Origin of the sequence: Thermincola ferriacetica, from assembly GCF_001263415.1 — a bacterium.
GTDB lineage: Bacteria > Bacillota > Thermincolia > Thermincolales > Thermincolaceae > Thermincola > Thermincola ferriacetica.
Genome location: NZ_LGTE01000001.1, coordinates 76,717 through 101,824, shown reverse-complemented (window position 1 = coordinate 101,824; position 25,108 = coordinate 76,717). Strand labels below are relative to the sequence as shown.

15 protein-coding genes are annotated in these 25,108 nt (G+C 47.6%); all 15 read right to left on the bottom strand.

All coding sequences use genetic code 11. The features are described from left to right. On the bottom strand, positions 1–996 hold the full coding sequence (gene nirJ2, locus Tfer_RS00455) for a putative heme d1 biosynthesis radical SAM protein NirJ2 (RefSeq protein WP_052216409.1): 996 nt from the start codon (positions 994–996) through the stop codon (positions 1–3). Position 997: 1 nt separating this feature from the next. Next, the gene (gene hemB / locus Tfer_RS00450) at positions 998–1,981 is read right to left on the bottom strand and encodes a porphobilinogen synthase (protein WP_052216408.1); all 984 of its coding nucleotides are present in this window, start codon (positions 1,979–1,981) and stop codon (positions 998–1,000) included. Positions 1,982–1,994: 13 nt separating this feature from the next. Beyond that, positions 1,995–3,170 (bottom strand): putative heme d1 biosynthesis radical SAM protein NirJ1, encoded by a 1,176-nt coding sequence (gene nirJ1, locus Tfer_RS00445; protein ID WP_013120020.1) that lies wholly within the window; start codon positions 3,168–3,170, stop codon positions 1,995–1,997. Between the two features lie 75 nt (positions 3,171–3,245). After that, a complete protein-coding gene (cobA, locus tag Tfer_RS00440; protein ID WP_052216407.1) occupies positions 3,246–4,763 on the bottom strand; it encodes a uroporphyrinogen-III C-methyltransferase in 1,518 nt (505 codons plus the stop codon). A 2-nt stretch (positions 4,764–4,765) separates the two neighbouring features. Continuing rightward, the gene (hemC, locus tag Tfer_RS00435) at positions 4,766–5,698 is read right to left on the bottom strand and encodes a hydroxymethylbilane synthase (protein ID WP_052216406.1); all 933 of its coding nucleotides are present in this window, start codon (positions 5,696–5,698) and stop codon (positions 4,766–4,768) included. A 50-nt stretch (positions 5,699–5,748) separates the two neighbouring features. Then, the gene (gene hemA / locus Tfer_RS00430) at positions 5,749–7,125 is read right to left on the bottom strand and encodes a glutamyl-tRNA reductase (protein ID WP_052216405.1); all 1,377 of its coding nucleotides are present in this window, start codon (positions 7,123–7,125) and stop codon (positions 5,749–5,751) included. Continuing rightward, positions 7,094–7,741: a precorrin-2 dehydrogenase/sirohydrochlorin ferrochelatase family protein gene (locus tag Tfer_RS00425; protein WP_052216404.1), complete on the bottom strand. Its 648-nt coding sequence runs from the start codon at positions 7,739–7,741 to the stop codon at positions 7,094–7,096. Before Tfer_RS00425 ends, hemA begins: the two co-directional genes overlap by 32 nt. Positions 7,742–7,995: 254 nt before the next feature. Next, positions 7,996–8,856, bottom strand: coding sequence for a c-type cytochrome biogenesis protein CcsB (ccsB, locus tag Tfer_RS00420; RefSeq protein ID WP_200900990.1), 861 nt, complete (start codon positions 8,854–8,856; stop codon positions 7,996–7,998). A 13-nt stretch (positions 8,857–8,869) separates the two neighbouring features. After that, the gene (gene resB / locus Tfer_RS00415) at positions 8,870–10,231 is read right to left on the bottom strand and encodes a cytochrome c biogenesis protein ResB (RefSeq protein WP_052216403.1); all 1,362 of its coding nucleotides are present in this window, start codon (positions 10,229–10,231) and stop codon (positions 8,870–8,872) included. A gap of 355 nt (positions 10,232–10,586) precedes the next feature. Beyond that, on the bottom strand, positions 10,587–12,476 hold the full coding sequence (locus Tfer_RS00410; RefSeq protein WP_052216402.1) for a cytochrome c3 family protein: 1,890 nt from the start codon (positions 12,474–12,476) through the stop codon (positions 10,587–10,589). Further along, positions 12,466–13,437, bottom strand: a complete 972-nt coding sequence (locus Tfer_RS00405; protein WP_052216401.1) for a 6-bladed beta-propeller — start codon at positions 13,435–13,437, stop codon at positions 12,466–12,468. The genes Tfer_RS00410 and Tfer_RS00405 overlap by 11 nt, the downstream gene beginning before the upstream one ends. Positions 13,438–13,688: 251 nt before the next feature. Then, a complete protein-coding gene (locus Tfer_RS00400) occupies positions 13,689–16,616 on the bottom strand; it encodes a B12-binding domain-containing radical SAM protein (RefSeq protein ID WP_052216400.1) in 2,928 nt (975 codons plus the stop codon). Between the two features lie 74 nt (positions 16,617–16,690). Continuing rightward, positions 16,691–17,542, bottom strand: coding sequence for a c-type cytochrome biogenesis protein CcsB (gene ccsB, locus Tfer_RS00395; RefSeq protein ID WP_052216399.1), 852 nt, complete (start codon positions 17,540–17,542; stop codon positions 16,691–16,693). Between the two features lie 6 nt (positions 17,543–17,548). Further along, a complete protein-coding gene (locus Tfer_RS00390; protein WP_052216398.1) occupies positions 17,549–18,628 on the bottom strand; it encodes a cytochrome c biogenesis ResB family protein in 1,080 nt (359 codons plus the stop codon). 149 nt (positions 18,629–18,777) lie between these two features. Next, positions 18,778–25,059 carry a cytochrome c3 family protein gene (locus Tfer_RS00385; RefSeq protein WP_160315504.1) on the bottom strand — a complete coding sequence of 2,094 codons (6,282 nt, stop codon included), beginning with the start codon at positions 25,057–25,059 and terminating at the stop codon, positions 18,778–18,780. Positions 25,060–25,108: the final 49 nt, after the last annotated feature.

The window sequence follows — 25,108 nt, the reverse complement described above, 5'->3', positions numbered from 1 at the left end:
CTAATACCCTTTCCTTCCGTGGTATAAGCACCATGGCTCTTCGGCCATGTAATCGCCATCGTTATAGAATGCTGCCCGCGCCCGGCAGCCGCCGCAGATTTTCTTATAACCACAGGTGCCGCATCCACCTTTATAATCCATCGTCCTCAGGGTTTTAAACACTTCACTGTTGGCCCATATTTCACTGAAAGGCGTTTCACGAACATTGCCAATCTCCATATCCATATAAGCGCAAGGCTGTACCTTGCCTTTCGGGCTGATAATGCAGTAAGATGTGCCGGCCAGACAACCACGGCCAAAGCGCAGGTCCATACCCATTTGCTTGGCTATTCTCATAAATTGCGGCGCACAGGTAGGCTTGAGTTCAATATCTACCTCCTGCTGTTTTTTCATAATTCTGGTCAGGATGTTTTCGTACTGCTCAGCCCGTAAAGATTCTTCCTCAATGTTTTTTGCCCTGCCGGTCGGTACAAGGAAGAAGAAATGATGAGCCTTGGCGCCGATCTCTACGGCAAAATCAGTAATGGCCTCAGCTTCGTCGTAGTTCCAGTCCATCAAAGTGGTATGGACCTGAAACGGAACTCCCGCTTCGCGGCAGTTAATCATGCCCTGTACCGCCCCATCCCAGGCGCCTTTAAGCTTCCTGAGATTGTCATGTTTCTCTTTATCCAAACTGTCCAGACTGATACCAACCCCCATGACACCCAGCTCTTTAAGCTTCTTGGCCACATCCGGGGTAATCAGGGTTCCATTGGTGCCGAAAACAGGATGCAAACCTAATTTTTTAGCGTGAGCCACCAGATCAAAAATATCTTCTCTCATAAAAGGCTCACCGCCGCTGAAAATCATTATCTTAAAGCCCGCTTTGGCGATTTCATCAAGTAACGCCTTACCTTCTTCCGTATTTAATTCCTCAGTGGCTTTGGCGCCGGCATCGCGGTAGCAGTGGTCACAATACATATTGCACTGGTTGGTCGTATTCCAGGATACAATCATTTTATTTATCCTCCTTTAACCACTTAGCCACGTCTTTGGCGTGGTAAGTGATAATAATGTCTGCACCCGCTCTTTTCATACCGGTCAAAGTCTCTAAGACCACTCTCTTTTCGTCTATCCACCCATTTTGGGAAGCTGCCTTAATCATAGAATATTCCCCACTGACGTTATAAGCCGCCAACGGCATCTTAAACTCCTGCTTCAGTCTGTACATGATATCCATGTAAGCCAAAGCCGGTTTAACCATAATAATATCTGCGCCTTCCTCCACATCCAGCCGGGTTTCCCTGATGGCTTCATCCCCATTGGCTGGATCCATCTGGTAACCCCGTCGGTCACCGAACTGGGGAGCAGATTCAGCCACATCCCGGAAAGGACCGTAATATGCAGAAGCATACTTGGCTGAATACGACATAATGGGAATGTTTTCAAAACCATTGGTATCCAAAGCTTCTCGGATAGCTCCCACGCGCCCGTCCATCATATCGGAAGGAGCAACCATGTCTGCCCCGGCCCTGGCGTAAGAAAGAGCAATTTTAGCCAGAACCTTCAACGTCTCATCATTTATGACATTCCCTTTTTCGTCCAGAATACCGCAGTGGCCGTGGCTGGTGTATTCACACATACATAGGTCCGGAATAACCAGCAGATCAGGATATTCCTTTTTAATAGCTCTGATAGCCCTTTGGACAGCCTCTTCATCATCATAAGCAGAAGAACCTATTTCATCCTTATAGGCTGGGATGCCGAATAAAAGGACAGCCGGAATTCCTAATTCCACTATCTCCTTACATTCTTTCAGAATATTATCCACCGACATCTGAGCAATTCCCGGCATTGATGCCACCGGGTTAATAACATTTTCGCCGTTGGTAACAAACAGTGGATAAATCAGATCATCAACAGTCAGTTTATTTTCCCTAACCATGCGGCGCATAACCTCGTTAACACGTAAACGCCGCATTCTGGTAATAGGAAATGCCATACTGTTCACCTCTTTACGCAATGCCAATTTCTTCGTCGGTCAGGTAACAAGCGGGATCGGACTCCCAGAAGTCTCCGGTTACGGCTTCTGCCCGAGCCCGGAAGTTACCGTTGCAGACGTTCAGCCATTTGCACTTGGCACAGCGTCCTTTTAATAATGGCTTCCTGTCCTTTAGACCGGCCAGAATCGGGTTAGACATATCGGTCCAGATTTCACCGAATTTACGTTCTTTAACATTACCAAAGGTATGGTTTTGGGTGAATTGGTCCGGGTGTACGTTGCCATACCAGTCAACATCACCGATAGCAATACCTGTGCGGTTGCCTCCGTTAGTCATCATCAGCTCATAAGCCCGGTCAGCTAATTCGGGATATTTTTCTTTAGCCCGCAGGTACATGTATACCGCGTCGCAATGGTTGTCCACGGTAAGAATCTCTTTTTGCAGACCGCGGCGGTGGAAATCAATGGTCCTGTCCATAATCAGGTCCATAGCCGCTCTGGCTTCTTCCCTGGTAATGTCTTCCTTGACCATTTCGCTACCCCTGCCGGAGTATACCAAATGGTAGAAGCATACACGGGGAATACCTTCTTCCTCTATAAGGTCAAGAATATCGTTCAGGGCATGAATATTGTGGCGATTAATGGTAAAACGCAGGCCAACCCTCTGACCAATTTCAAGGCAGTTTCTGATACCCCGCAAAGCGGCATCAAAGGCGCCCGGGTGTTTACGGAAATTGTCATTGTCCTCTCTTAAACCGTCAAGGCTGATACCCACATAACCTACACCAATCTTCTTGATTCTTTTGGCAGTTTCTTTATCTATCAAAGTACCGTTAGTGGAAATAGTGGGGCGAATGCCTTTGCTGGCCGCATATTCGGCAAGCTCGAAGAAATCAGGGCGAATTAAAGGCTCGCCGCCGGAGAATAATAATACGGGCACTTTAAATTCAGCCAAATCGTCAATGAATTTCTTAGCTTCCTCAGTGGTCAGCTCGCCCTCAAACTTTTTAGCGTCAGCATGGGCATAGCAGTGGATACACTTGAGATTACAGGTTCTTGTTGAATTCCATACAACCACAGGTCCCATACCGTGAGTGGTACCATGTTTGGCGCCTTTTGTATCCGCAGCGTAACGCAAGGTATCACCGAAATAACTTTCTCCGCATAACAGTTTTGTAACGCTAATCACGGGAGATCCCCCTTTACATTAAAGATTGTTGTTCATAAAAAGTTTTCCATCAGGCATATCACCTAATATTAAACCTTATTGAACACTTTTCAAAATGGCCTCAACTAAACCGTCTATTGTGTATTCCTGTGCTTCCACATCCACGCGGATCCCCAGTTCCTTGGCCGTATTAGAGGTAATGGGACCAATGCTGGCTACCGTAACATCAGCCAGTAAATCCTGTAAATTCGGTGCATCAAGCATTTGGACAAAGTTTTTCACCGTAGAAGAACTGGTAAAAGTCAGTATCTGCAGTTTCTTCTCGGCTAACATATCCCTGAGCAATTGAGCGTTACCTGCACCCATCACTGTTTTATAGGCAACAACTTCCTCAATTTCAGCGCCCAATTCTTTTAAAGTATCGGGAATAATCTTACGGGCAATGTCAGCTCTAGGCAAGAGAACCTTCTTGCCGGACATATCCTCGTTTTTCAAGCCTTCAATAATTGCCTCGGCCCGGTATTCATTGGGTACAAAATCGCACCTCAAGCCGTATTTTTCCAATTCTTCCCGGGTCTTGGGCCCAATAGCACATAAACGAATTCCTTTTAAATCCCTGATATCTTTGGTCTTATCATTCAATCTTTTGAAAAAAGACTTAACGCCGTTTACACTGGTCAGAATAATCCAGTCGTACTTTTCTATTTCTTCAATGGCCCTGTCCATGGGACCGAAATCGTCGGGTTCAGCAATATCGATAGTGGGAAATTCCCATGGCTCGCCCCCCAAGGCTTCGATTTTCTCGGACAGAGCGCTGGCCTGCTCCCTGGAACGAGTAACCAATACCCGTTTACCGAAAAGCGGCTTCTTTTCAAACCAGGATAATTTATCCCGCAAGGTAACAACTTCCCCGACAATAATGATGGCCGGGTTCTTAAACTCAGCAGCCCTGGCTTTATCCACAATGTCAGCCAACGTGCCTACCAGGGTTTGCTGTTCAGGCCTAGTCCCCCAGCGGATCAAGGCAATGGGTGTATCTGCGGGGCGACCGTTGGCTATGAGCTTGTCCACAATATGAGGCAGGTTCGCCATCCCCATATAGAATACCAATGTCCCTATCCCTGTAGATATCTTACTCCAGTCAATGGAACTATCTTCCTTGGTGGGGTCCTCATTCCCCGTAATAATACCCAAGGTAGAGGTAAAATCACGGTGGGTAACGGGAATACCGGCATAAGCAGGGACGGCAATACCGGCAGTTATGCCCGGTACCACTTCAAACTCAATGCCGTACTCAATCAATTTTTCTGCCTCTTCGCCGCCGCGTCCGAAAACATAAGGGTCACCGCCTTTTAGACGGGCAACGTTTTTACCTGCAAGGGCTTTTTCCACCAGAACCATATTAATTTCGTCCTGCTTTAAGGTATGACGGTCCGGGGATTTTCCCACATAAATAAGTTCGGCATCCGGCCGGGCATAGGTAAGCAGCCTGGGGCTGGCTAACCGGTCATAAACTATAACATCAGCCTTCTGAATGCACTCCAGACCTTTTACCGTTATCAGTTTGGGGTCTCCCGGACCGGCTCCGATTAAATATACCTTTCCTTTTGCCATGTTTATTCAAACTCCTGTCTTACAGATTTTAATATCTCTAAAGCTCCCATATCTAGAAGCTTTTCAGCAAGAGCAACGCCCAGAGATGCTGCTTCCGAGGCAGGTCCTTCCACCCTGGAGCGAAGCAGTTCTTTTCCGTCCAGGCTGGCTACCACACCTTCCAAAGTCAGCCTGTCTCCTTCCACTCTGCCCAGCGCTCCGATGGGAATCTGGCACCCACCTTCCAGCTTTTTCAGCATTGCCCTTTCTGCCGTTATTGCGGCGGCAGACGGACCATGATTTAACTTGTCAACTATCCTGGATACCTCTTCATCGCCTTCTCTGATTTCAATACCTATGGAACCCTGACCGACAGCAGGCAAACATACTTCAAAAGGTATACGCTGGGTAATCCTGTCAGCCCAACCAAGTCTTTCAATACCGGCAGCAGCCAGAATAATACCATCCAGATTCTCCCGCTCCAATTTGGCCATGCGAGTATTCAGGTTGCCTCTAAGAGAAATAATCTGTAGGTCAGGCCTGTATTTCAGCAGTTGAGCCGTCCTACGCAAACTACTGGTACCGATCCTGGCTCCCTGGGGCATGTCTTTTAAAAGGATACCGTCCCGGGCGACTAAAACATCCCTTGGGTCGTGTCTTTCACAGATAGCCCCTATCTTAAGTCCTTCAGGCAGTACTGTAGGCAAATCCTTCATACTGTGTACGGCCAAATCTATTTCATTCCTCAGCATGGCAAATTCAAGTTCCTTGGTAAACAGGCCTTTATCGCCAATCTTGGCCAATGCCACATCAAGGATTTTATCACCCTGCGTCTTCATGCTGACTATTTTAAAAGTATAGTCCGGATTAAGTTTCCGCAGGTTATCGACAACCCAGTTGGTCTGCCACATGGCTAAGGCGCTGTCCCTGGTACCTACCACAATTTCACGTGCCATATCCAATCCTCCATATCTTAATCTGGATAAACTTTATGCATCGCACCGGACTAACCTGTATGAGATTGTCCGGCTTGGCCATGGCCGGCAGCAGCCCTTTCTGCCTGCAGATCCCCAGACTGCGGTTGCCCTGTTTGTCCCTCCAGTATCTTTTGACCCGGCACATCAAGGTTAAACAGTTTTTGTAGAATTTCAGTATATAAATGTCCCTGATGGGTAGGAGCGTAATGCTTGAGCTGAATAACAGGGTCGTGGAGCAATTGATTAACAATTGAGTTAGCCATGGAACTGATTACCTTTTTTTCCCGGTCCGTCAGGTTACCCAACCTGTTAAAGGCCCTGGTAATTTCTTTTTGCTTGATTTCCTCGCCCCGTTTTTTCAAAGCGGCAATTGTCGGAGTGGCAAACTGGCTGCTTAACCATTTCCAGAATTCATCAATTTCGTTTTTGATTATTTTTTCTGCTTTCCGGGCTTCTTTTTCGCGTTGGGACAGATTGCTGTCCACAACATTCTTTAAATCGTCGATATCATACAGGGAAACGCCCTCAATAGAACCGACCGCAGGGTCCACATCCCTTGGTACGGCAATATCTATAATAAACATCTTCTTGTTGTTTCTTTTCTTCATAACATTTTCGATATCCTGGGGTTTAATGATGCAATGAGTGGCTGCTGTAGCGCTAATGACAATATCTGCAGTTTCCATGTAAGTAAACAGTTCGTCAAACTTAACAGCTTTTCCACCAAATACCTTGGCTAAACAAACAGCCCTGTCGTAGGACCGGTTCGATACCAATACCGTTGAAACACCGTTAGCCACCAAGTGCTTGGCCGTTAATTCACTCATTTTACCAGCGCCTACAATTAAAACAGAACGACCCTGAATGCCGTCCTCGAATATCTGCTTGGCCAGTTCCACAGCAGCGTAACTTATGGATACGGCATTCCTGTCAATCTCAGTTTCTGTCCGTACTCTTTTACCCACTGTAATTGCCCTGAGGAACAAGGTATTCAATACTCCGTTTGTCGCTCCCAGTTCACAGGCTATCTCGTAAGCCCGTCTTACCTGGCCAAGAATTTGGGTTTCCCCGAGAATCATGGAATCCAATCCTGAAGCTACACGGAACAAATGGTTGATGACATCAAACAGGGTATAATTATACAGATAGTTCTGTATTTCACTTGCGGACAAACGGCAACGCTTGGCAAGGAACTCCCTGATTCCTCTGAGTCCCTGTTCCACATCCAATACGGCGGCATATACTTCTGTCCTGTTACAGGTAGACAGGATGGCGCAGCCGCGTACTGCCTTAATTTTCTTGACTTCTGCCAAAGCCTCTGCTAAAGAATGTTCAGGAAAACTGAGTTTTTCTCTGATTTCGACGGGAGCAGTCTTATGATTGAGTCCTACCACGATTAAGTACATGGTTAATCCGCTCCTTTATCTTTTCTTCATTTCCCTCTTTAATCAAGTTAATAATATCTGAATTAACAAGGTCTTCAAACATTTGACGTCGCACCGATTCATCCGGCACGGAACTGATGATTTTCCGGCGCAAATCACCCATGATCTCCAGAAATTTCGCATACTCGGGACCATACTCCCGTTTCAGCTTTTCCTTTATTTTTCTTGCCAACACAGGACTATTCCCATCGGTGGAAATACTAATAGACAAAGCGCCCTGACGGACAACAGCCGGAACAATAAAATTGCATTTCGGTGGGTCGTCCACAATGTTCACCAGCATATTTCGTTCAAAACAATCATCGGCTATCCTCTGATTGGTTTTTTCGTCATCCGTAGCTCCAACAACAAGGAAAGAGCCTTCCAAATCGGTAGTGGTATAAGTCCTCCGGACAAAAGTAATTGCCCCCTCCCAGGCCAACTGTTCCAAAGCAGGGGTTACCTCCGGGCTGACTACATAAACCCTGGCCCCGCACTCAAGTAAAGAGCGAACCTTTCTTTCGGCTACCTTTCCTCCACCTACCACAAGGCATTTTTTGTTCCTCAGATTCAGATAAATGGGATAGAAGTTATACATTGCAACCCTTCCCCTAATTTAGTTTTTTACAACAAAAAAGGGTCTTTTCTTCCAGCATTCCACAAACAATCACCTTTACCTGCTTTTTTGCTTTCGACCCTTGTACAAATTATAACTTAAAAAAATTACTCGACCAAGGGTAAATGTTTTCCAAGAAAACAAGCAAAACGAAAGAATTCTAAGTTTTTCACGTCAATACCAATGCCTGGAAAACAGAGACGAAAGTCATGACCAGGCCGGTCATGACTTCGGGTTTAGAAAATTAACGCGTAGCTATGCAGACCGGGCAAGAAATAGTTTACGCCAAAGAAGGTGAATAGAACGGCGACAAATCCGATTACCGCCATAAGAGCAGCCCTCCTGCCTTTCCAACCATAGGTAAAGCGGGCATGCAGGTAAGCGGCGTAAACCAGCCAGGTAATCAGCGACCAGGTTTCCTTAGGGTCCCAACTCCAATATCTTCCCCAGGCAAATTCGGCCCATATGGCGCCGGTAATTATAACCAGGGATAATAACGGGAACCCAAAAGCTACAAAACGGTAGCTTAATTCATCCAACATTTCAGCCTTAGGCAGCCTTTCATTTAATAACCCTTTGGAATTTGATTTTTCAAGGTTTTCTTTAATCAGGTACATTACACCGATACCAAAGGAAACTGCAAAAGCGCCATAGGAAAACATAGCGGTTACAACATGGAAGGTCAACCAATTACTCTGTAGAGCAGGGAATAGGTCCCCGGGCGCTCTTTGGTCTGCGGGCATAATCATCATTACATAGGCCAGCAGGAGCCAGGCCACAGGCAGTGTAAAAGAACCGATAACCTTTAACTTATATTTGAATTCGGCAAAAAGGTAAGCAATAACGATTCCCCAGGAGAATGACATCAGGAATTCGTACCCATTTGCAAAGGGGGCATGGCCTGACACAATTGTCCGGATCACCAGTGCTGCCGAATTAGCTATAAATCCGATAACTGTAACAACAGTTGCTCCTTTACCTACGGGTTCGCTTTTGTTAATCAGGTAAGCAATATACAAAACAGATGCCACCAAATAAGCGCCGAAGGTTACATAAAACAAGACATTTTCTATTTGTTCCAATTGTGTAAAATCCACTGTTGCTCCCCCCTTATTTATTTTCCTTAATAGTTTCTACAATCCGGTTGAACTCTCGTTCGAAAGCCAGTTTGTTTTTCAGAGTCATACCGCCAATATCTACTATAGCCTTTCCGGCTTCGTCAGAGATAACAGCCCAAATCTTGCGATGCTGAATAACAAAGGATAAAGTTACCCCAAATACCAGGAGACCGCATCCCAGCCAAACAACAGGTACTCCGGGGTCCTTTTTAACCTGCAGTCCGGTATATTCCCTGGCGGCAAACTTAGTGAATTCCAGGGTGCCACCGGCTACCTCCACGGGAGTATTTAATTTTGCCACATCCATGGCGATAGTCTGTTGTCCCTGGGTAACAGCATATACTACAGCCGGGTTATTTGGATTTGGGGACTTGGACTCAGTACCATACTGAGGATCGTAATCAGGAATAAATTTGGCCACCTTAAGGCTTAACCCTGTTCCGGGCAAAGCCACTACTCCGCCTTCATAGGTGGATATCTCCTGGGTCTCACCCGATTTAGTCTTAAAAGTTCCGCTGATATCGGTAACTTGTCCGTAACTGGATTGGTAAAAGACAATTCCCTTGTATTTCAACGGGTCATTGACTTCAATGGTTTTTTTCAGAACCTCTTCGCCGTTATCGATCACTGTCAGGTCACTGAAATAATCCTTGGGCATACCGTTGGGTCGCATTTCAACCCGGAAATCGTCCACCCTAACGTCGAAATAATCGCTGGGGTCTACGTTTTTAATACCCTGTACATCACCCAGGTTAAAGGTTTCTCCTTCCAAGGCATTGATAAACCCGTTAAACCCGTAGAGGTTCCCGATAATGGCGCCTATGACGATAACGATAAAAGCTATATGGCTGATAAAGGAGCCCCATACCCCGAAACGCCCTTTATCGGCAGCTATAAAAACCTTTTCGTCAACCCGTTTACTGTTTACCCGGTAACCATGACCTTTCAGCGCATTTTCCAGTGTGTTTTCTGCACCGGAAGCAGTTGATTTGATTTTTGCCGTAGCGGCGTATTTCAGTTTCTTGACAAATCCTTCGTTAAAATCAGTTTTTGGAGGCTCCATGGCCTTAAGAAGACCCTTGAACCTGGCTACGCTGCATATAAACAGGTTCATCGTCAGCATAAACAACAAAAACCTGAACCACACGGTCCGGTAATACATATATTCACCTGTATTGGGATCGGGCCTCATCAGGGTCCCTACTATAGAAACAACAGCGATGATAATCAGCAGGAAAATCCCCAGTTTCATAGAACTGAAAAAGCGCCAAACAGCATTAACTATGCCTCCACCCTCGTCTTTGGGTATAAGTTCTTCTTCCGTCGGTTCCGCATTTTGTTTCTTTTTTCCCACACTATCACCCTTCCTGTATTCCATTTAATTACATGTAATATAATGGTGTTATGAAACGGACTAACTTGTAATTTATTCTATATAAATGGGATTATTCCTCCTTTTTAACGGGTTTTGTCCCCTTTTTTATCCAACTAAAGTGTAGCATAAAATTATGGCAAATGTGTGTCATTTTTGGTGCAAATTGCAGGCATTTTAATAATTTTACTATTCCCCGCTATTAGAAATTCATTATGCAAAAAATACAAAAGGAAAACAGGCCAAATGCAACCATTTATAACGGGATATAGCATTTGACCTGTTCCACACACTCTACTTGTATTCAACATCCTCCGGTATATCTTATCAAAGTAATCTAGAATTTACCATCGTGCCTGTGACACCTGAAACAATTCGTCGGGAAACTCTGGCTGTTAATATGGCCGTTTGAGGGTCCATGACAACTGTTGCAGAAGAATCTTGCGTCCACCCCTAGAGCCGGCTGGCCGTTATTTTGATAGATCCAACTATAAGTTAGCAGGCCAATCTTATTTACTCCGGTATTGGAAGTGGTTTCGGTCTTTAAACTGTAGCTGTTTATGCTACCATGCGGATCATGACAGACAACACAATCAAACCGGGAATGGTAATTGCTGTAGTTTTTAATATTGATTAAAGTCCTTGTACCCGAACCGACACCCGGCGCATATGGCTGTGTCTGGGTATCCGTTGGAAAGGTACCGTCGTGACATTTTAAACAGAAATCATTCCTGGAGCCTGTCCAGAGACTGCTCGGTGAAGGGTTGTCCGGGTCGGTTACTTTTCTTTCCGCAGTCACATTATGTGGGTTGTGGCAGTTTATACAACCTAAACTTGCTCCTGATTTTTGCCGGTCAGTCCCCAACACATCATGCCTGGTGTAACTATCATTCCCTGCAGTAAATTTTTTGTATATATCAGGCGCCGCAGAAGCCTGATTGGAACTATGACAAGCTAAACAGAAGTTTTCATCTCTGTAATTTTTTAAGTTTGCATTTGCCGCGCCATGGGGTTCATGGCAGGATATGCATTTTATTTCGGTGCCTGACGGCGGATTGGCCATATTTAAATTGTGCACACTGGATTCAAAGGAAGCCTTATGATCGCCGCCTTTTAAAGTCGAACCGGTACCATGGCATTTATAACACTGTTCGTTACCCTTGTAAACCATATTTCCGTTTATCGAAACGGGGCGCAATATAGCAGGATACAGCCTGTTTCCGCTTAAATCAACAGCTTTTGAATCCAGGTGCGCATCGTGGCAGCTTGCACAGGACAAACCGTTTTGCCCCACAGGGTGTTTGGAAGGATAGTTCCCATTAAACTCCTGATTGATGGCATTTTTGCTACCGGTACCATCATGGCAGACAAAACATACTTCCGCCTCGGAAACCTTAGTCAATAAATCCTGTCCTGATGCCGAATGGGAATCGTGACAATAGGCGCATTCCTTGGCATCCTGCTGAAATTTGACGTGCGGAACATTCGCAACCGGATTAGCCTGGGGTTTAATCCAAATTTCCGCTGACCTGATTCCTTCCTGGTCCTTATCATCAATAGCCGCTACTGTATAATAATAGTCCCTGAAGAATGAAACATTATCAGTATAATCTGTAGCAGTTACCAGGCCGCTGTTAAGTTTTACAAAGGTTCCCCCACTGCTGTCGGCGCGGTAAATATTGTACCCTCTGACATTGGGCTCTGCAGATGCATTCCAGGAAATTTTAACTGTTCCGTCATGGTTATCGGTTATGGTAACCCCCCCGGGAGGCTGGGCGGGCAAAGTCTTTCCTCTGGAAAGGACCTCGCGGATACTCTGGCCGTTCTGATTGGTATAAGTAAAGACCTGCACACCGCTTAAGGCCGACTGGCCGGTACCGTCGTAGGCAGCCACTTTATAAAAATACTCGGTAGAAGCCCCTATTGGCTGGATACCTGGAGTGTTATAATCAGCGTCCTTATCCACATAATAGGTTGCATCGGCCCCCGTAGTCTGGCCAATTTTCTCGTAAGCACCCGTTTCCGTGGTGCTACGGTAAATATAATAACCCTGTGCCCCAGATACATATGTCCAGTTAATGCCTATTTCTGAGCTACTGATTCCTTTTGCATAGACGTATACAGGGGCACTGGGCGCGGCCCAGGCGGAAGAAACTGTAAAAAAACCAAACGAACCGGTTACCACCGCAATCAGTAATCCGGTTAGGCCAAGTCTTTTACTCTTCATGTTTTTTCACCTCACCAGAGTTAATGGTAAAGGATATCAACCTTTTGTTTCCCCGGTCAGCTACGAAGAATTTCCGTCCATTCCCTGTAATATCGTTGGGAAATGCCATCCCTGCACTTAATTCAACCACGTTGGTTGTTCTGCTTTTAAGATTAATAAAGTATATTTGGTTAGCCAAGGCATCAACAAACAATAATTCCTTTTTCCCGGTTATGGTCAGCCCCCTGGGAGCAGAAAGGCGGATACCTTGCGGCATCGGGAAAACCGTTTCAAATTTCCCTTTTTCGTTAAATACCTGGATGCGTAAATTATTTGTATCGGCAACATAAACTTTATTACCGGCAGTATCTACCGCAATACCGTTCGGGAAAAGAAATTCTCCTTTCCCTGTGCCTTCTTGACCAAAGCTGAAAAGAAATCTGCCTGCAGGGTCAAAAACGGCTACCCTCTGCCTGCCTACATCAGTTACGTAAAGATTGCCCTTTTTATCAAAGGCAATGGCAGTCGGGCTGATGGCAGTAACCTCTTCCCCAGGAGCAGTTGAAGGATATATTTTGTGTAATTTTCCGTTGAGATCAAAAGCAAATACCCGGCCTTTATACAGGTCGGCTACATATAATAATCCCTTTGGGCCAAAAACCAGGTCCACAGGGTAAGAAAACCTGCCAAGGTCCCCGGCCTGAATTATTTCAGTCCTTTTTTTATTTTTCGTATTTAAAATTATAACCTTTTGTTTTCCTGCATCGGCTACAGCCAATAAATCACCTTTTGCGGCAACTCCCATAGGCCGCTCCAAATCCAAATTCACCGTATTAATTCTCTGTGCTGTTACCATCCCATGTCTGACAAATTTCAAATCCGCCTGCAGGAAATAACCCTGGACCTGTTTCAAGCCCCAATAGGTCCCCACAGTTGCTAAGATGACTATTGCTCCAACCCATTTCAAAATTTGCTGCTTCATATAAACTACCTCTTTCTAGAATCGCCATGTTAGCACTGTAACAGCGAAACGATGTTAGCGCTGTAATAGCGAAACGTCTGAGCAATTCTATATTCTAGAACCCCTTTTTAATTCCTGCAAATATCACAAATAAATTGTCTAACAATTTAAACCATGAAACCCTTCTTTTTCTTCTAATACCGGAGTTCACAAATAGTTGCCCGTAAAATGTGAAAAGCCAAATGCGTAAACGCATCTGGCTTATTAGGGATCTATTCCTTTGGCTTTCCTTTCATGATCATCTCGTCAGCTACAGTTGAACACAAGTGGCTGTGGGCCCTCAGCATCTCATCAGCCACCGTGGAACACGGGTGGCTGTGGGCCCTCAGCATCTCATCAGCCACCGTAGAACACGGGTGGCTGTGGGCCCTCAGCATCTCATCAGCCACCGTGGAACACGGGTGGCTGTGGGCCCTCAGCATCTCATCGGCCACCGTAGAACACGGGTGGCTGTGTGGCATGGAAGGATGATTTCCCCGACTATAGATAAAACCGGCGGTGGCAGCAGAACATCCGGCAGCGCCCTGGCGGTGGCCTGCGAGGATCCAGTCTTTCACACTGGTTGGTTCCAGTCCAAATCCGGGTATTTTTCCCCCCGCCCGGCCAACAATCTCAAATCCGCCATCAGTTTCATAACCAAGATTATCAGTCTGTACGGCAAAAACTGTAGCCCTGTTGGTTAGGTCGTAGTGCCTGATTAAACCTATCTCTCCTTTGGGCAGCCGCTGGCCTGTGCGCGGTCCGACAACCAGGGTTCTCGTCCATGGTAGGCTGACCTTGTGCCTTTCCGTAATGGGTAAACCCAGCAGTTTTTCTCTTAACGTATTATCAAAGTAATTGGTGCCGCTCTCACTCATACCAAGGATATTTACGCAGTATTCACCGGACAGGCCAAAATATTTTTCACATCCGGCGTAAAATTCTTCCCGCGTGCAACTTCCGAAGGTTCCCTGGTAACCACCGCCGTCGCAAATCCTTGATTTCGGCGGCAGCTTAAAGGTCAGGTTGTTTTCCTTACAATAATTGAAGAAATAGACAAAACCGGAAGTTGCTCCCACAAGGGCAAGGGGTTCTCCTGTACTTTCTGCCTTCCTCAGCGCTTCCACCATTGCTTCTGCATTGAACCCTTCGGGGGTAATAAGATACATACTGTCTTCCGTGCCAAAGGTTTCTTTTAACCGGTTCAGCCCAAAGGCCATAGCCATGGCGGGGGCTACTTTGGGCGAAGGTACCAGCAGCAGAATGCGCATTTTGTCCACGTCGGGAAAAACAAAATGTTTCGTCAACAAATAGTTGCTTTTAATAATCATCTCCATGCTACGCTTGTCACGGTATATTTTGCCTTTCATCCGCGGATCGCTGGTGCCGCTGGTCAATAAAGCCAGCTCTGCCTCTTCCAGGGGAAATGATGCAATAACTGCTTCTTTGAACGCCTGGGTCGGAATGGCCGGAATTTCATCCCAACGTTTTACATTCTCCGGAGTTTTGCCCTGTTTCAGGCAGTATTCGCGATAGTTCGCGTTCGCATGAAACTGGATTTCAAATTCCTCTAAGGCCAGCCGATTAAAGGTTTCTTCATCGTGGTTGTCTATTCCTTTTTCAATAAACTCCATAATTTGCCGGTCCAATTCCTGAACCATCGGTGAATCCACAGCATATTTTTTCCTTTCCATATCAATTCCCCCCATATTCTCGGATAAAAGCCTTTCTATCTCATAGCCCATTTCCTCTGGCAGCTTAATTGTCTGCTTGCCAAAGTTTTCCACAAAAAATTCCCGGTGCATAATCTGAATCGAATTAAGCATGTAGTCTCTTTTGAACCCCGGCGGCAAAGCCAGGCATTGCTTTACCTTCTCCATGTAAAAGACCCGGAAACAGTTAATCAAGTTATCCCAAAGTTCGGTAACGTCCATCTGCAAAGGCTTGACAATGGGATAAACGAAATGGTATTTGCTCAGATCGTGCTCAATAATGTGCGGTTTCAATTCTTCATACAGCGGTGTGTACGGCCACGGCGTGATCAGCAGGAAGTGCGCCAAATCGGGGTTGAATTCCAGGGCTTTTTGCAGGGTTTGCTGCATGGTGTCCGGGGTTTCTTCCAGGTTGCCCGATATAAAAGAACATTCGGTAATAATGCCGGCCTCATCCAGAAGTTTTATGGCTTCCCTGGAATTTGCCGCCTCCAGTCCTTTATTGTACCTGTCCAGGGAACTCTGGAATACCGATTCAACACCAATATACACGTGCATTACTCCGGCCTGCCTGTATTTCCACAGGATATCCCGGTCCCGCAGGACATCTTCCACCCTGGTCTCCATACTGAAGTGAAGGTCCATCTTTTTTTCTATAAGCAAGTCCAGAATTTGTTCCCACCGCCGGCGATTATAAGTTGTATATTCATCGGCCAACATAATCATGCGGACACCGTATTGTTTATATAAAACCTCAACTTCTGATACAAAGTTTTGCGGCGACCTTTCTCTGTATGTACCCCGCCAAAAAAGATGTTGCGAACAAAAACTGCACCGGTGGGGGCATCCCCTCGACGAACTCATCAGCCCCAACCGCCGGTTAGTTATTTTATAGTAATAATTATTCCAATCTATTAAATCCCAGGCCGGCAGTAAACTGTCAAGGTCGTCAATTAAGGGCCTCTCTCCGGTAATCACCAATCTGTCGCCCTGTAAAAAAGCCAGGCCCTGCACTAGGGTCAGGTCCGTACTTTCGTTCAGGGACCTAAACAACTCGACTGCGGTAATCTCTCCCTCGCCCCGGACAACGAAGTCAACGGCTCGATTGTTTCTAAGTATTTCTTCAAAACAGAAGCTGGCGTGTACTCCTCCCAGAACTGTGATAACGGAGGGATTGACCTTTTTCACAACAGCCAGCGTATCAAGAGCCGCGTTAATACTTGCCGTATAGGCGCCAATCAACACCGCGTCAGGATTGTTGGCAGCAACGTATTTTTCTATATCCTGCAGGTCATGGCGTAAAGTCATAACATCATAAATTGCAAGTTCAAATCCGGCCTGGCGCAAAGACCCCGCCAGGTAAACAAGGTTCAAAGGAGGCCAGTTTCCGGTAATCTCTATAATTCCTGTATGATAGGGGGGCGTCAGCAACAAAATCTTTCTGATCATGCCAAAACTCCTTATGTCTCCTCATTTTGAATATCTCGTCCCGGCAAAGGCCCGGAGGGAAACAGCCGAAATAATCAGGCCAGTCCACTGTATTTTAAGTGTTCGTGAACACTGGGATAAATAAGGGGTATGCCAAAAAAAGCAAACAAAACCAACAGCAGACAAAATATGGACATCCAGGCCGACATTTTGCCCTGCCATCTGTAAGTAATTCTCAAGTGCAGGTAAAATCCATAAACAAGCCAGGAAATAAAAGCCCAGGTTTCTATAGGGTCCCATCCCCAGTAACGCCCCCAGGCCTTATAAGCCCATACTGAACCGGAAGCGATCATGATCAGTAACATGATGAATGCGAAAACGACAAACCGATAGTTCAGATAATCTAACTTCTTTATATCGGGGAGTTTTTCCAGTAGAGGATGAACCTGGCCCCGCAATTCAGAAGACTCTTTCAGTAAGTATAGGATGCCTACCCCCGCAGCAATTAATGCCGACCCATAGGAAAGCTTGGCGAAAAGGATATGGATGCCTAACCAATAAGTGAAAAAGGTACGGGGAATTTCTTTCACCTCGGTAGAAGTCATGACAGCTATCCCAATCATGATGAATGAGAGGGGAAGGACCAGGGCCCCTAAAATTTTTAAGTTTGGTCTGAATAACTGCACGATCAGGTAAAAAGCCACAGCGCCCCAGGCATAAGAGGCAAAAACTTCGTATGTGCCCCAATAAGGAAAATGGCCTGTCTGCTTCCAGCGCAGAATTAAAGCAGCCGTATGGGCGACAAATCCTGCTGCAGCAAGAAAGAGTGACGGTTTTAAGAACCTGCCTTTACCGAAAATAGTAGAACTGAAAAGCAAAATTGTAGCAACGGCATAAAAACCTACCGAAATCCAATAAAGGATGATTTGCACTTTAACAGAATCCACGAGAAATTAAGCCTCCTTAATCCTAAGCTGTAAGCCCTTGAGGAAAAACATGATTAAACCAAATAAAGATACCCAAAACCCGGCAAATAAGATCCGGGCGCCAGGATCATTGACCACTTCCAGTCCAACCCATCGCCGCACTTCACTACCCAGGGCAATTGTTTGCTTGCCCGGCAACAGTACGCCCTGTTTGTCGGAGATTATACCTTCGGCAAGCTTTTTCTTCGTTCTGTCATATACGGTTATATAAGCCACAGGATTTAATAAGCGGTCAGACACACCGATCAAATTCCCGTTTTTCTGCCTGGCATCAGGAAAAAATTGCAAATCAACGGTAAACGGTGTTTCATACAGAGGCTGCCCCGTCACTAAATAAGCAGCCGGTTTTTCCCCTTCCTGGTAAGTATTCAAAAGCAGGAATGTCTGGTAAATTATCTTTCCATTGCTGTCCCTGATAGTCACCATAGGGGCAAAACCCGCCAGGTAATAAAAGAACCTGTAATTTTTATAAATTAATGGTGACCCCTTTTCTACCCAGTGGGCGGCCACAGTTTTACCCTCTTCTATAATTGCCACCTTTGATCTGATATAATTTACTCTACCCTGGCGGTCGTATACGGGACTCTGTTTCAACAGGGTTACGACAAAGCCCTGGTGCATTTTTTCACTGAATAACGGTCCTTCCTCAATTTTCCTGTAATTAGTATGCACTTCGGGCCTTATTTCCCCTTCGGCAACCATAAAATAACCCGTCATTTTAAACCCTGTTGAAACAAAACCCCCTACCGCCACCAAAACCAGGCCAACATGAAAAACCGTTTTACCCCATGTATGCAGGCCGGCCCTGCGCACGACAGAAGATCTGAGCTGAGATACGGTGCAAAGAAACAAGTTCAGCAAAAAGACAAAAGCAGTAACTATAAACCACCAAGACGCAAACACACGCCGCAGGGCAACATCGGCGCTGTCTCGTGATACAATCATGCCCAGCACTGAAAGGACTGTCAGCAAAAAGATGGTGACCAGAGCAAGTTGCTTTGATTTTAAAAAATAAAACAGCGATTTTAAATAATAATTTTTCGCCATATCAGTCTCTCCGGTTGCGTCATACCTGCCAAAAATTTGGTACTAAAGCTGTGCCCCTGACGGACACAGCTTTAGTATACCAACAAATTAATTCGACATTTCTGTTGCCGTTTCCTTTTCAAGTATACTGATATTATTTTGCAGGTTAATTAATAACCCTTGTGGTCATCACACTGCTTGCTGTCCGAACCGCAACTTCTCTTGCTGTAGTTTCCACTGGCCGGATGGGTAAAGTTCGTCAGCAGGTTGCCTGCGGAATTCGGGTCAGACTTGGTCACAATCAGGTGCGCCTTCGCGGTACCGTGCGGTACTGCAGCATGACACCAGGAACACTGCACAACGCCGTTGACTTTGTGGTCACCAATATTGTGCAGGTTCTTTCCGCCCTCGCTGAAACCTGAAGTACCGCTTGAACTCCCGCCGTAACCGTATGTGGCCCGGTCGTGGCAAAGGAAGCAGAGCATATCGGCCTGTCCTGAGTTGGCAGTATATGTGTACGGCCGTTTCAGGATGTTTGCTTGCTGTGCCTTGCCGTCATTGTTGTCGCCGTGGCAACCCTTACAGCCAACCACGCTGGTCGCTGTCCAGGGGCTGATATACTTGCCGTAACCACTGGCCTTGCTGCTCAGACCGGCCACTACGTGGTAAGCTGCCCTGGTATCGGCAAATTCTGCCTTCTGGGTATCATGACAGTTCAGGCAGTCAGCATCGGTAGCCGTCGGGAAAATCCCGGTCAGGTGCGGTGTAGCTATATCGGTATGAATAGCTCCCGCTCCATCGGCTGTCCCGGTATGGCAGTTGCTGCACTTCCGGTTGCTGCCGTCGGTGGCTGTACTGTCTATTGCTGCCCTGACTTTGGCTTTGGCGCTGTCATGGCAGGTGGCACAGTTCAGACCTCGTTTGGCATGTTCATCAGTCAATACGGCGCTGTGGCACTTGCTGCAGTTCCAGTTGTAGGAGGTAAAGCCAAAATCGGGTGCGGTATGCACTGTGGCTATATCTCCGTGAATGTCATGGCAGGCGCTGCAGTTGGCGTTCTTGTTCCGCACGGCCGTCTTCACCCGGTCGGGTGCCGTACTGCTGTGGCATAATACACAGGTCTGGGCTTCGCTGCCGGGGCCTCCGGTATCAGTCGAGGCGGTCCATGACAGGTCTACTCGGTCGTAGTAATCTGCCCGCGCAGTCAGCCCTGTGGGTACGGACGGCGCCACTGTGTCACCGCTGTTCGGACTCAGGTCGCCCGGAGGATTGCTGACGCTGCCTCCGGAAGCGGTATTCTGGGTCAGCACAAGCTGCACGTTGGCAATATAGACGCTGGCGGACTTGCCGGGATCGGGCTTAATCCGGAACTTCATCCAGCCGAACCCGCTCATGGCCTGGGCTGCTTTTGTAACATCGATAGTCTCCGTGATAAATGAAGATGAGCTGGAGCTTACAGGACCGTTGACGTAATAACCGGTGCTGCTGGTATAAATTCCGGTATCGGTGGCATAAGGGTATATTCTCAGGTTGGTGCCGTTGTAGTACCGCACACTGAGCTTCAGTTCAACCTTGGCATATTTCTGTGCTTCCTCTGCCACCCGGACAAAAATATACTGGTCGCTGCTGCCGTTTTCTTTTACTGTGACGTAGGTACTGTTACTGTTATCGGTCAGCTTGGATAATACGTCTGTGGTGGATGACGGATCGTTGGATGACTCACCGTTATTACCGGAAGCATAGCGCGCTGAATCGGGATTAACTATGCTGACGGATGTGGCAGGCAGGGTCCTGACACTCACCACAGCGCTGTCTGCCGAGTAATTGGGCTTGCCGTCATAGGCCCGGACTTTATAGTAGTAAGTTGTATCAGCCGCTAAGCCGGTATCGGCAAAAGCGGTGGCTGTTGTCTTACCGATGGAAGTCCAGGGTCCGCTGCTGGAAGTAGCCCGGAATATTTCGTAACCAATTCCCGTTGCTGCGGTCAGTGCCTTGGTATGCTCTGCCGGCAGGTAATTGTCGTGGCAGTTGGCACAGTTCATATTCGGGTCGGCAGGGAATGTCGGCTTGTGCTTGGCATCCCAGCCCAGGTGAATTTGGCCATGGCAGTCCTCGCAGTTATACTCAGGATTGGCCTTTCCAACACCATTGGCTATGATAACAATAGCCTTCTGCTGAGCCGGAGTATTTGAAGCCCCACTGTGGCAGGTATTACATCCGCCAGGGTGGATATCTGTTGACTTAATGTCAACAGCCTGCCCTGCAGCAGCAGTGAATCCATGACAACTGTCACAGCTCATGCCGGTAGCGCTATGCTTGGCGGTATGCTCTGGCTGATGGCCCGAATCCACTGTATTGGTCAGGCTGCCGTTATGGCAGTCGGTACAGTAAATGGGCGCGCCATTTCTCATCATATCCAGGTTCTTGTCACCGGAAATGGGTTTGCCCACGCCTTCGAAGGTGCTGTTATGGCATGTGGCACAGCCAAAGTTGGGTATACCGGCTTTACTGTGCAGTTCGTACAGCTCCGCCTCGCCTGTGGCCGTATTGGTGGCGTGGCAGGTGGAACATTCAACCGCAGGCATGGCCTGGTAACCAGTCTTGGCCACTTTATGCTGATGAGACACATTACCGTGGCAATCGGTACAGGTATATCCTGTCCGGCTAGCATTGGTGCTCAGGTTATTCTTGATTACAACGGGCGTATTGGGCAGTACGTTGGCTGCGTTTGTGCCGTGGCAGGTATCGCAGTTCAGCCCTGCCTTGAAGCTCTCACTGTGCTGCACAGTTACGTCGGCATTGTGGCAGTTGGTACAGCCGGTAGCCCCGTCATCGGTAAACGCTGTTACTGTATGCAGCTTGTTATGGGTTTTCGCCTTGGTCCCGTCATGGCATTCGGTACAGTTGTATGTACCGTTGGCCAGACCAACCTTGGCGCTGATCACTCCCTGTACGTTGGCGTTATCATGACAGGTATTGCAGTTATTGCTGCTGTGGATTCCAGTCACGTCAACGGGCGTATTGGCGGCGATATTGAAGGACCCCTGTACTGTTGTCCCGTCATGGCAGGTGCTGCAGGTTACTGCTTCACTCTGACTGGCCTTGTGTTCTGGCGCGTGCCTGGTTTCCCTGGTTGCCGGGTAACCGTTGGCTGTATCGCCGTTATGGCACGTACTGCAGTAAATTGGTTCGGTACCGTTCTTCAGCATGTCGATAGTGCCGTCTTTGGCAATCACCGCTGTCTCAAAGGGCGCGGTGTGACATGCTGAACAATCTTTCCCGTATTTACTGTGCAGCTTGCTCAGCTCGGTAGTCTTGGTGGTGCTGTCGGTGGCATGGCAGTTGACACAGTTTACATCTGTATTGGCTTCATATGCTTTTACATCGTGGTTGTGGCTTACATTAGCATGACAAGCCTGGCAGCTTATGTCATTTGCCGCCACTGCCGCCTTGACTTCTGCCCGGGCATTAGCGCCGTGGCAGGTGTCGCAGGTGACGGTGGAAGCTGGGTTCTTTTTATGCACTCCCAGTAAGCTCTGGCCGTCAACTGTGGCGTCCTTGGCATGGCATTCCAGACATGCGGCTGTGGCCGGGTACTTGGCAGTATTGGCGTTATGGAATGCCTTGTGGGTTTCGGTCATATCCATGCCAGGTTTGACGGCATTGTCATGGCAGCCGGCACAGTTGGTGCTCAGACTGGTTACAGCCGGCTTAAAGGTAGTATCGTTGTGGCATTCCGAACAGCCGACCAAGTACGCCGAGTGCAAAGAATCAATAGTCGGCACTGTACCCGGTGTTGAACCGCTATGGCAGTTCACGCAGTTCGGGCTGTATTCGGGCAGGAAGGTCGGGAATACGGCCGTATGCTTGGGCACATATTGTTTTCCTGGGTGAATGCCGTCGATAGTTACGCCGTCATGGCAGTTGGCACATTCCTTCTGGCCAAGCTGCACTTGAGTTTTAACCGGTGATGCCGCTCCGTGACAGGTGGTACATTGCATGGTTTTGGCTAATCGCACGGGCGGATTCAGGTGTGTCGTTACCAAATCACTGTTGTGGCACCATGCACAGGTAATCATACCACCGGTCAGTACTGTCGGACTGGTGTGCTTGGCTGAAACGTCACCGTGACATACCTGACACTCGTAACCTGTCTGCCCCTTCAGATTCCTGATGTTGGTATCTGCTGCCGTAGTATGGCAGGTGGTACAGGCCGGATGCAGGGTTAAGGTGTCGAACCTCTCCGCGTCAAGTACGGCTGAGTGATTGGGCGTATAAGGCGCGCTGGTACCGTTATTATGGCAGTCAGTACACAGGTAGCCGTTTCCACTCTTCACCGCGGAGAAAATAGCGGTCATATCAGCAGCCACCAGTTCATTGTTATGGCACTGGAAGCACGACTCTGCCGCAGTTGCCGATAACTTCAGGTGGTACTGGGTTGTCTCCTGCTCAGCAGCGTCATTGGCGTTCAATTTAGCTGCGTGCCTGGCAGCCGGAACTACTTGGCCGTTGTGGCAATCGGTACAGTTATAGCCTGTGGTACTGCCGCTCAGACTGTGAATTTTATCGGTTACTGCCTGATTGGTGTTGGCATGGCACTGGGCACAATCCTTATGGAACTGGGTGGTCTCGTAAGCCGTTCCATTGGTCCACTTGGCATTGTGCAGGGCAGCCAGTCCGCCGGTATGGCAGTCAGCGCACAGATATGGCGTGGTGGTGCCGGACTTGGTGTTGATGGTATTTACCACATTGGCATCGGCGCTGTCGTGACAGGTTCCACAGGTCGGGTGAAAGTCTGTGGTCACATAAACGGTGCCCTTGTCATCCTGCGCCTTGTGGTAAGGAGCGTTAGCCACCAGACCGCTTTCCGTCACTGTCCCATTATGACAGTCAGTACAAGCGTATCCCGGCGCAGGCAGTTTGGACCTGAGACCATCCAGGTTTATGTTGTACTTGCCGTTAACCACTCCGTGACAGGTGTTGCAGGATGCCGGGTGGAACCCGACAACGGCATCATTTCCAGCTTGGTGTACCGGGTAATAAGGTGATACCCCCTTGGTGGCGCCGGCGCTGTGGCAGGCCGCACAATCGTAGCTTAACCCGAGTTTAACCTGTTCTTTCAGGCTGGCTATAGTACTCTTGTAAGTATCGTTGTGACAATCAGTACATGCCAGGTGGAAGGCTGTCGTGTCGTTATAGGTTACTCCCTCAAAAGTAGCCTTGTGGCCGGCAGTACCGGTATGGCACTCAGTACAAGAGTAACTTCCTGCTGGGTTAGCCTTCAATGCGGTAGCGATAGTTTCAACCTTGGCCGCATAGGTGGTGCCGGGAGTGTGACAAACAGCGCAACTGGTATGTACGTCCATAATGGCCATTGGCTGGCCGTTGTAATAGGCCTTGTGCACCGGAGCCTTCGGATTGGTTCCGCCCGTATGACAGTCTAAACAGGAGTAGTCTTTTACACTACTGTAGGCGAGGGTTTTGATAGTACCCTGAATTTCAGCCCTGTCATGGCAGGTATTACAGCTTGTATGCGGTCCTCCGACCACACTGAGGCCGTTGCTCTTGTCAGCCACGTGGTACAACGGGTGACTCAACGGGCGTGTCGGCAGCACGGCCATGTTAAAGTGGCACTTTTCACAGGCCCGGTTGGCCTCAACACCTTTGGCGCTGTCAACCACAGCTTTTACCTCAGCAGGCGTAGTGGAACTGTGGCAGGTGGTACAGTCGTTGCTGTTGTTGAAGTGTTCCCTGTTCAGATAACTATCGTGACAGCTCGTACAGTTAATGGGTTCGTTGTTGGATTCAGGAATAAGTGTTTGGGTAAAGGTAGTACTGTGGGCGGTGGCAAGCTGTGCTTCGGTGTGACCTGATTTGTCGGTGCTGTGGCAGTTAAGGCAGAGCTGAGTGCCGTCGGGGTTGGTTCTTAGGACACCACCAGTTGTGTAAAACTTATGGCATTGAGATGTGGCACATGTTAATGTCTGAGAAACATAACTGGTACCTGTAGCTACCTCAAAAGAAGGATAAGAAGTCACCTGTGTGCTGCCATGTTCTTTGTGATTCACTGGTTGGTGACATGTTTCACAGTTTACAGCTTTGTGGCACTTCGCACAACTGCTGGTTAATGCAGGAGTATTCATACCGTTATGATATGAGTGGATGGCTGGTGGTCCTACTGTAACACTGTCCGGCGATTTAAAATACCCTATTCCATCAACATATACTGCCGTCCAACTTGGGTAAGGATGGTTAGCATTCATTGCATAATGATTATGGCAAATTGCACAGGTGTTTTGCGGAACCGGCGGCGCTAAATCAAAATTGCTCACTACATCTCCATGGCAGTTTGTGCAATCAGTTGTAGTCTGCGCTGCTGCAGGTTCAACTGCGACATAACCCATAATACCCACAAGCAACATAATTAATAAAACCACTTTTCTTTTATACACGATTTCACCTCCTTTTTTTAATATTTTTTCAGTTACCTTCTGCACTCCT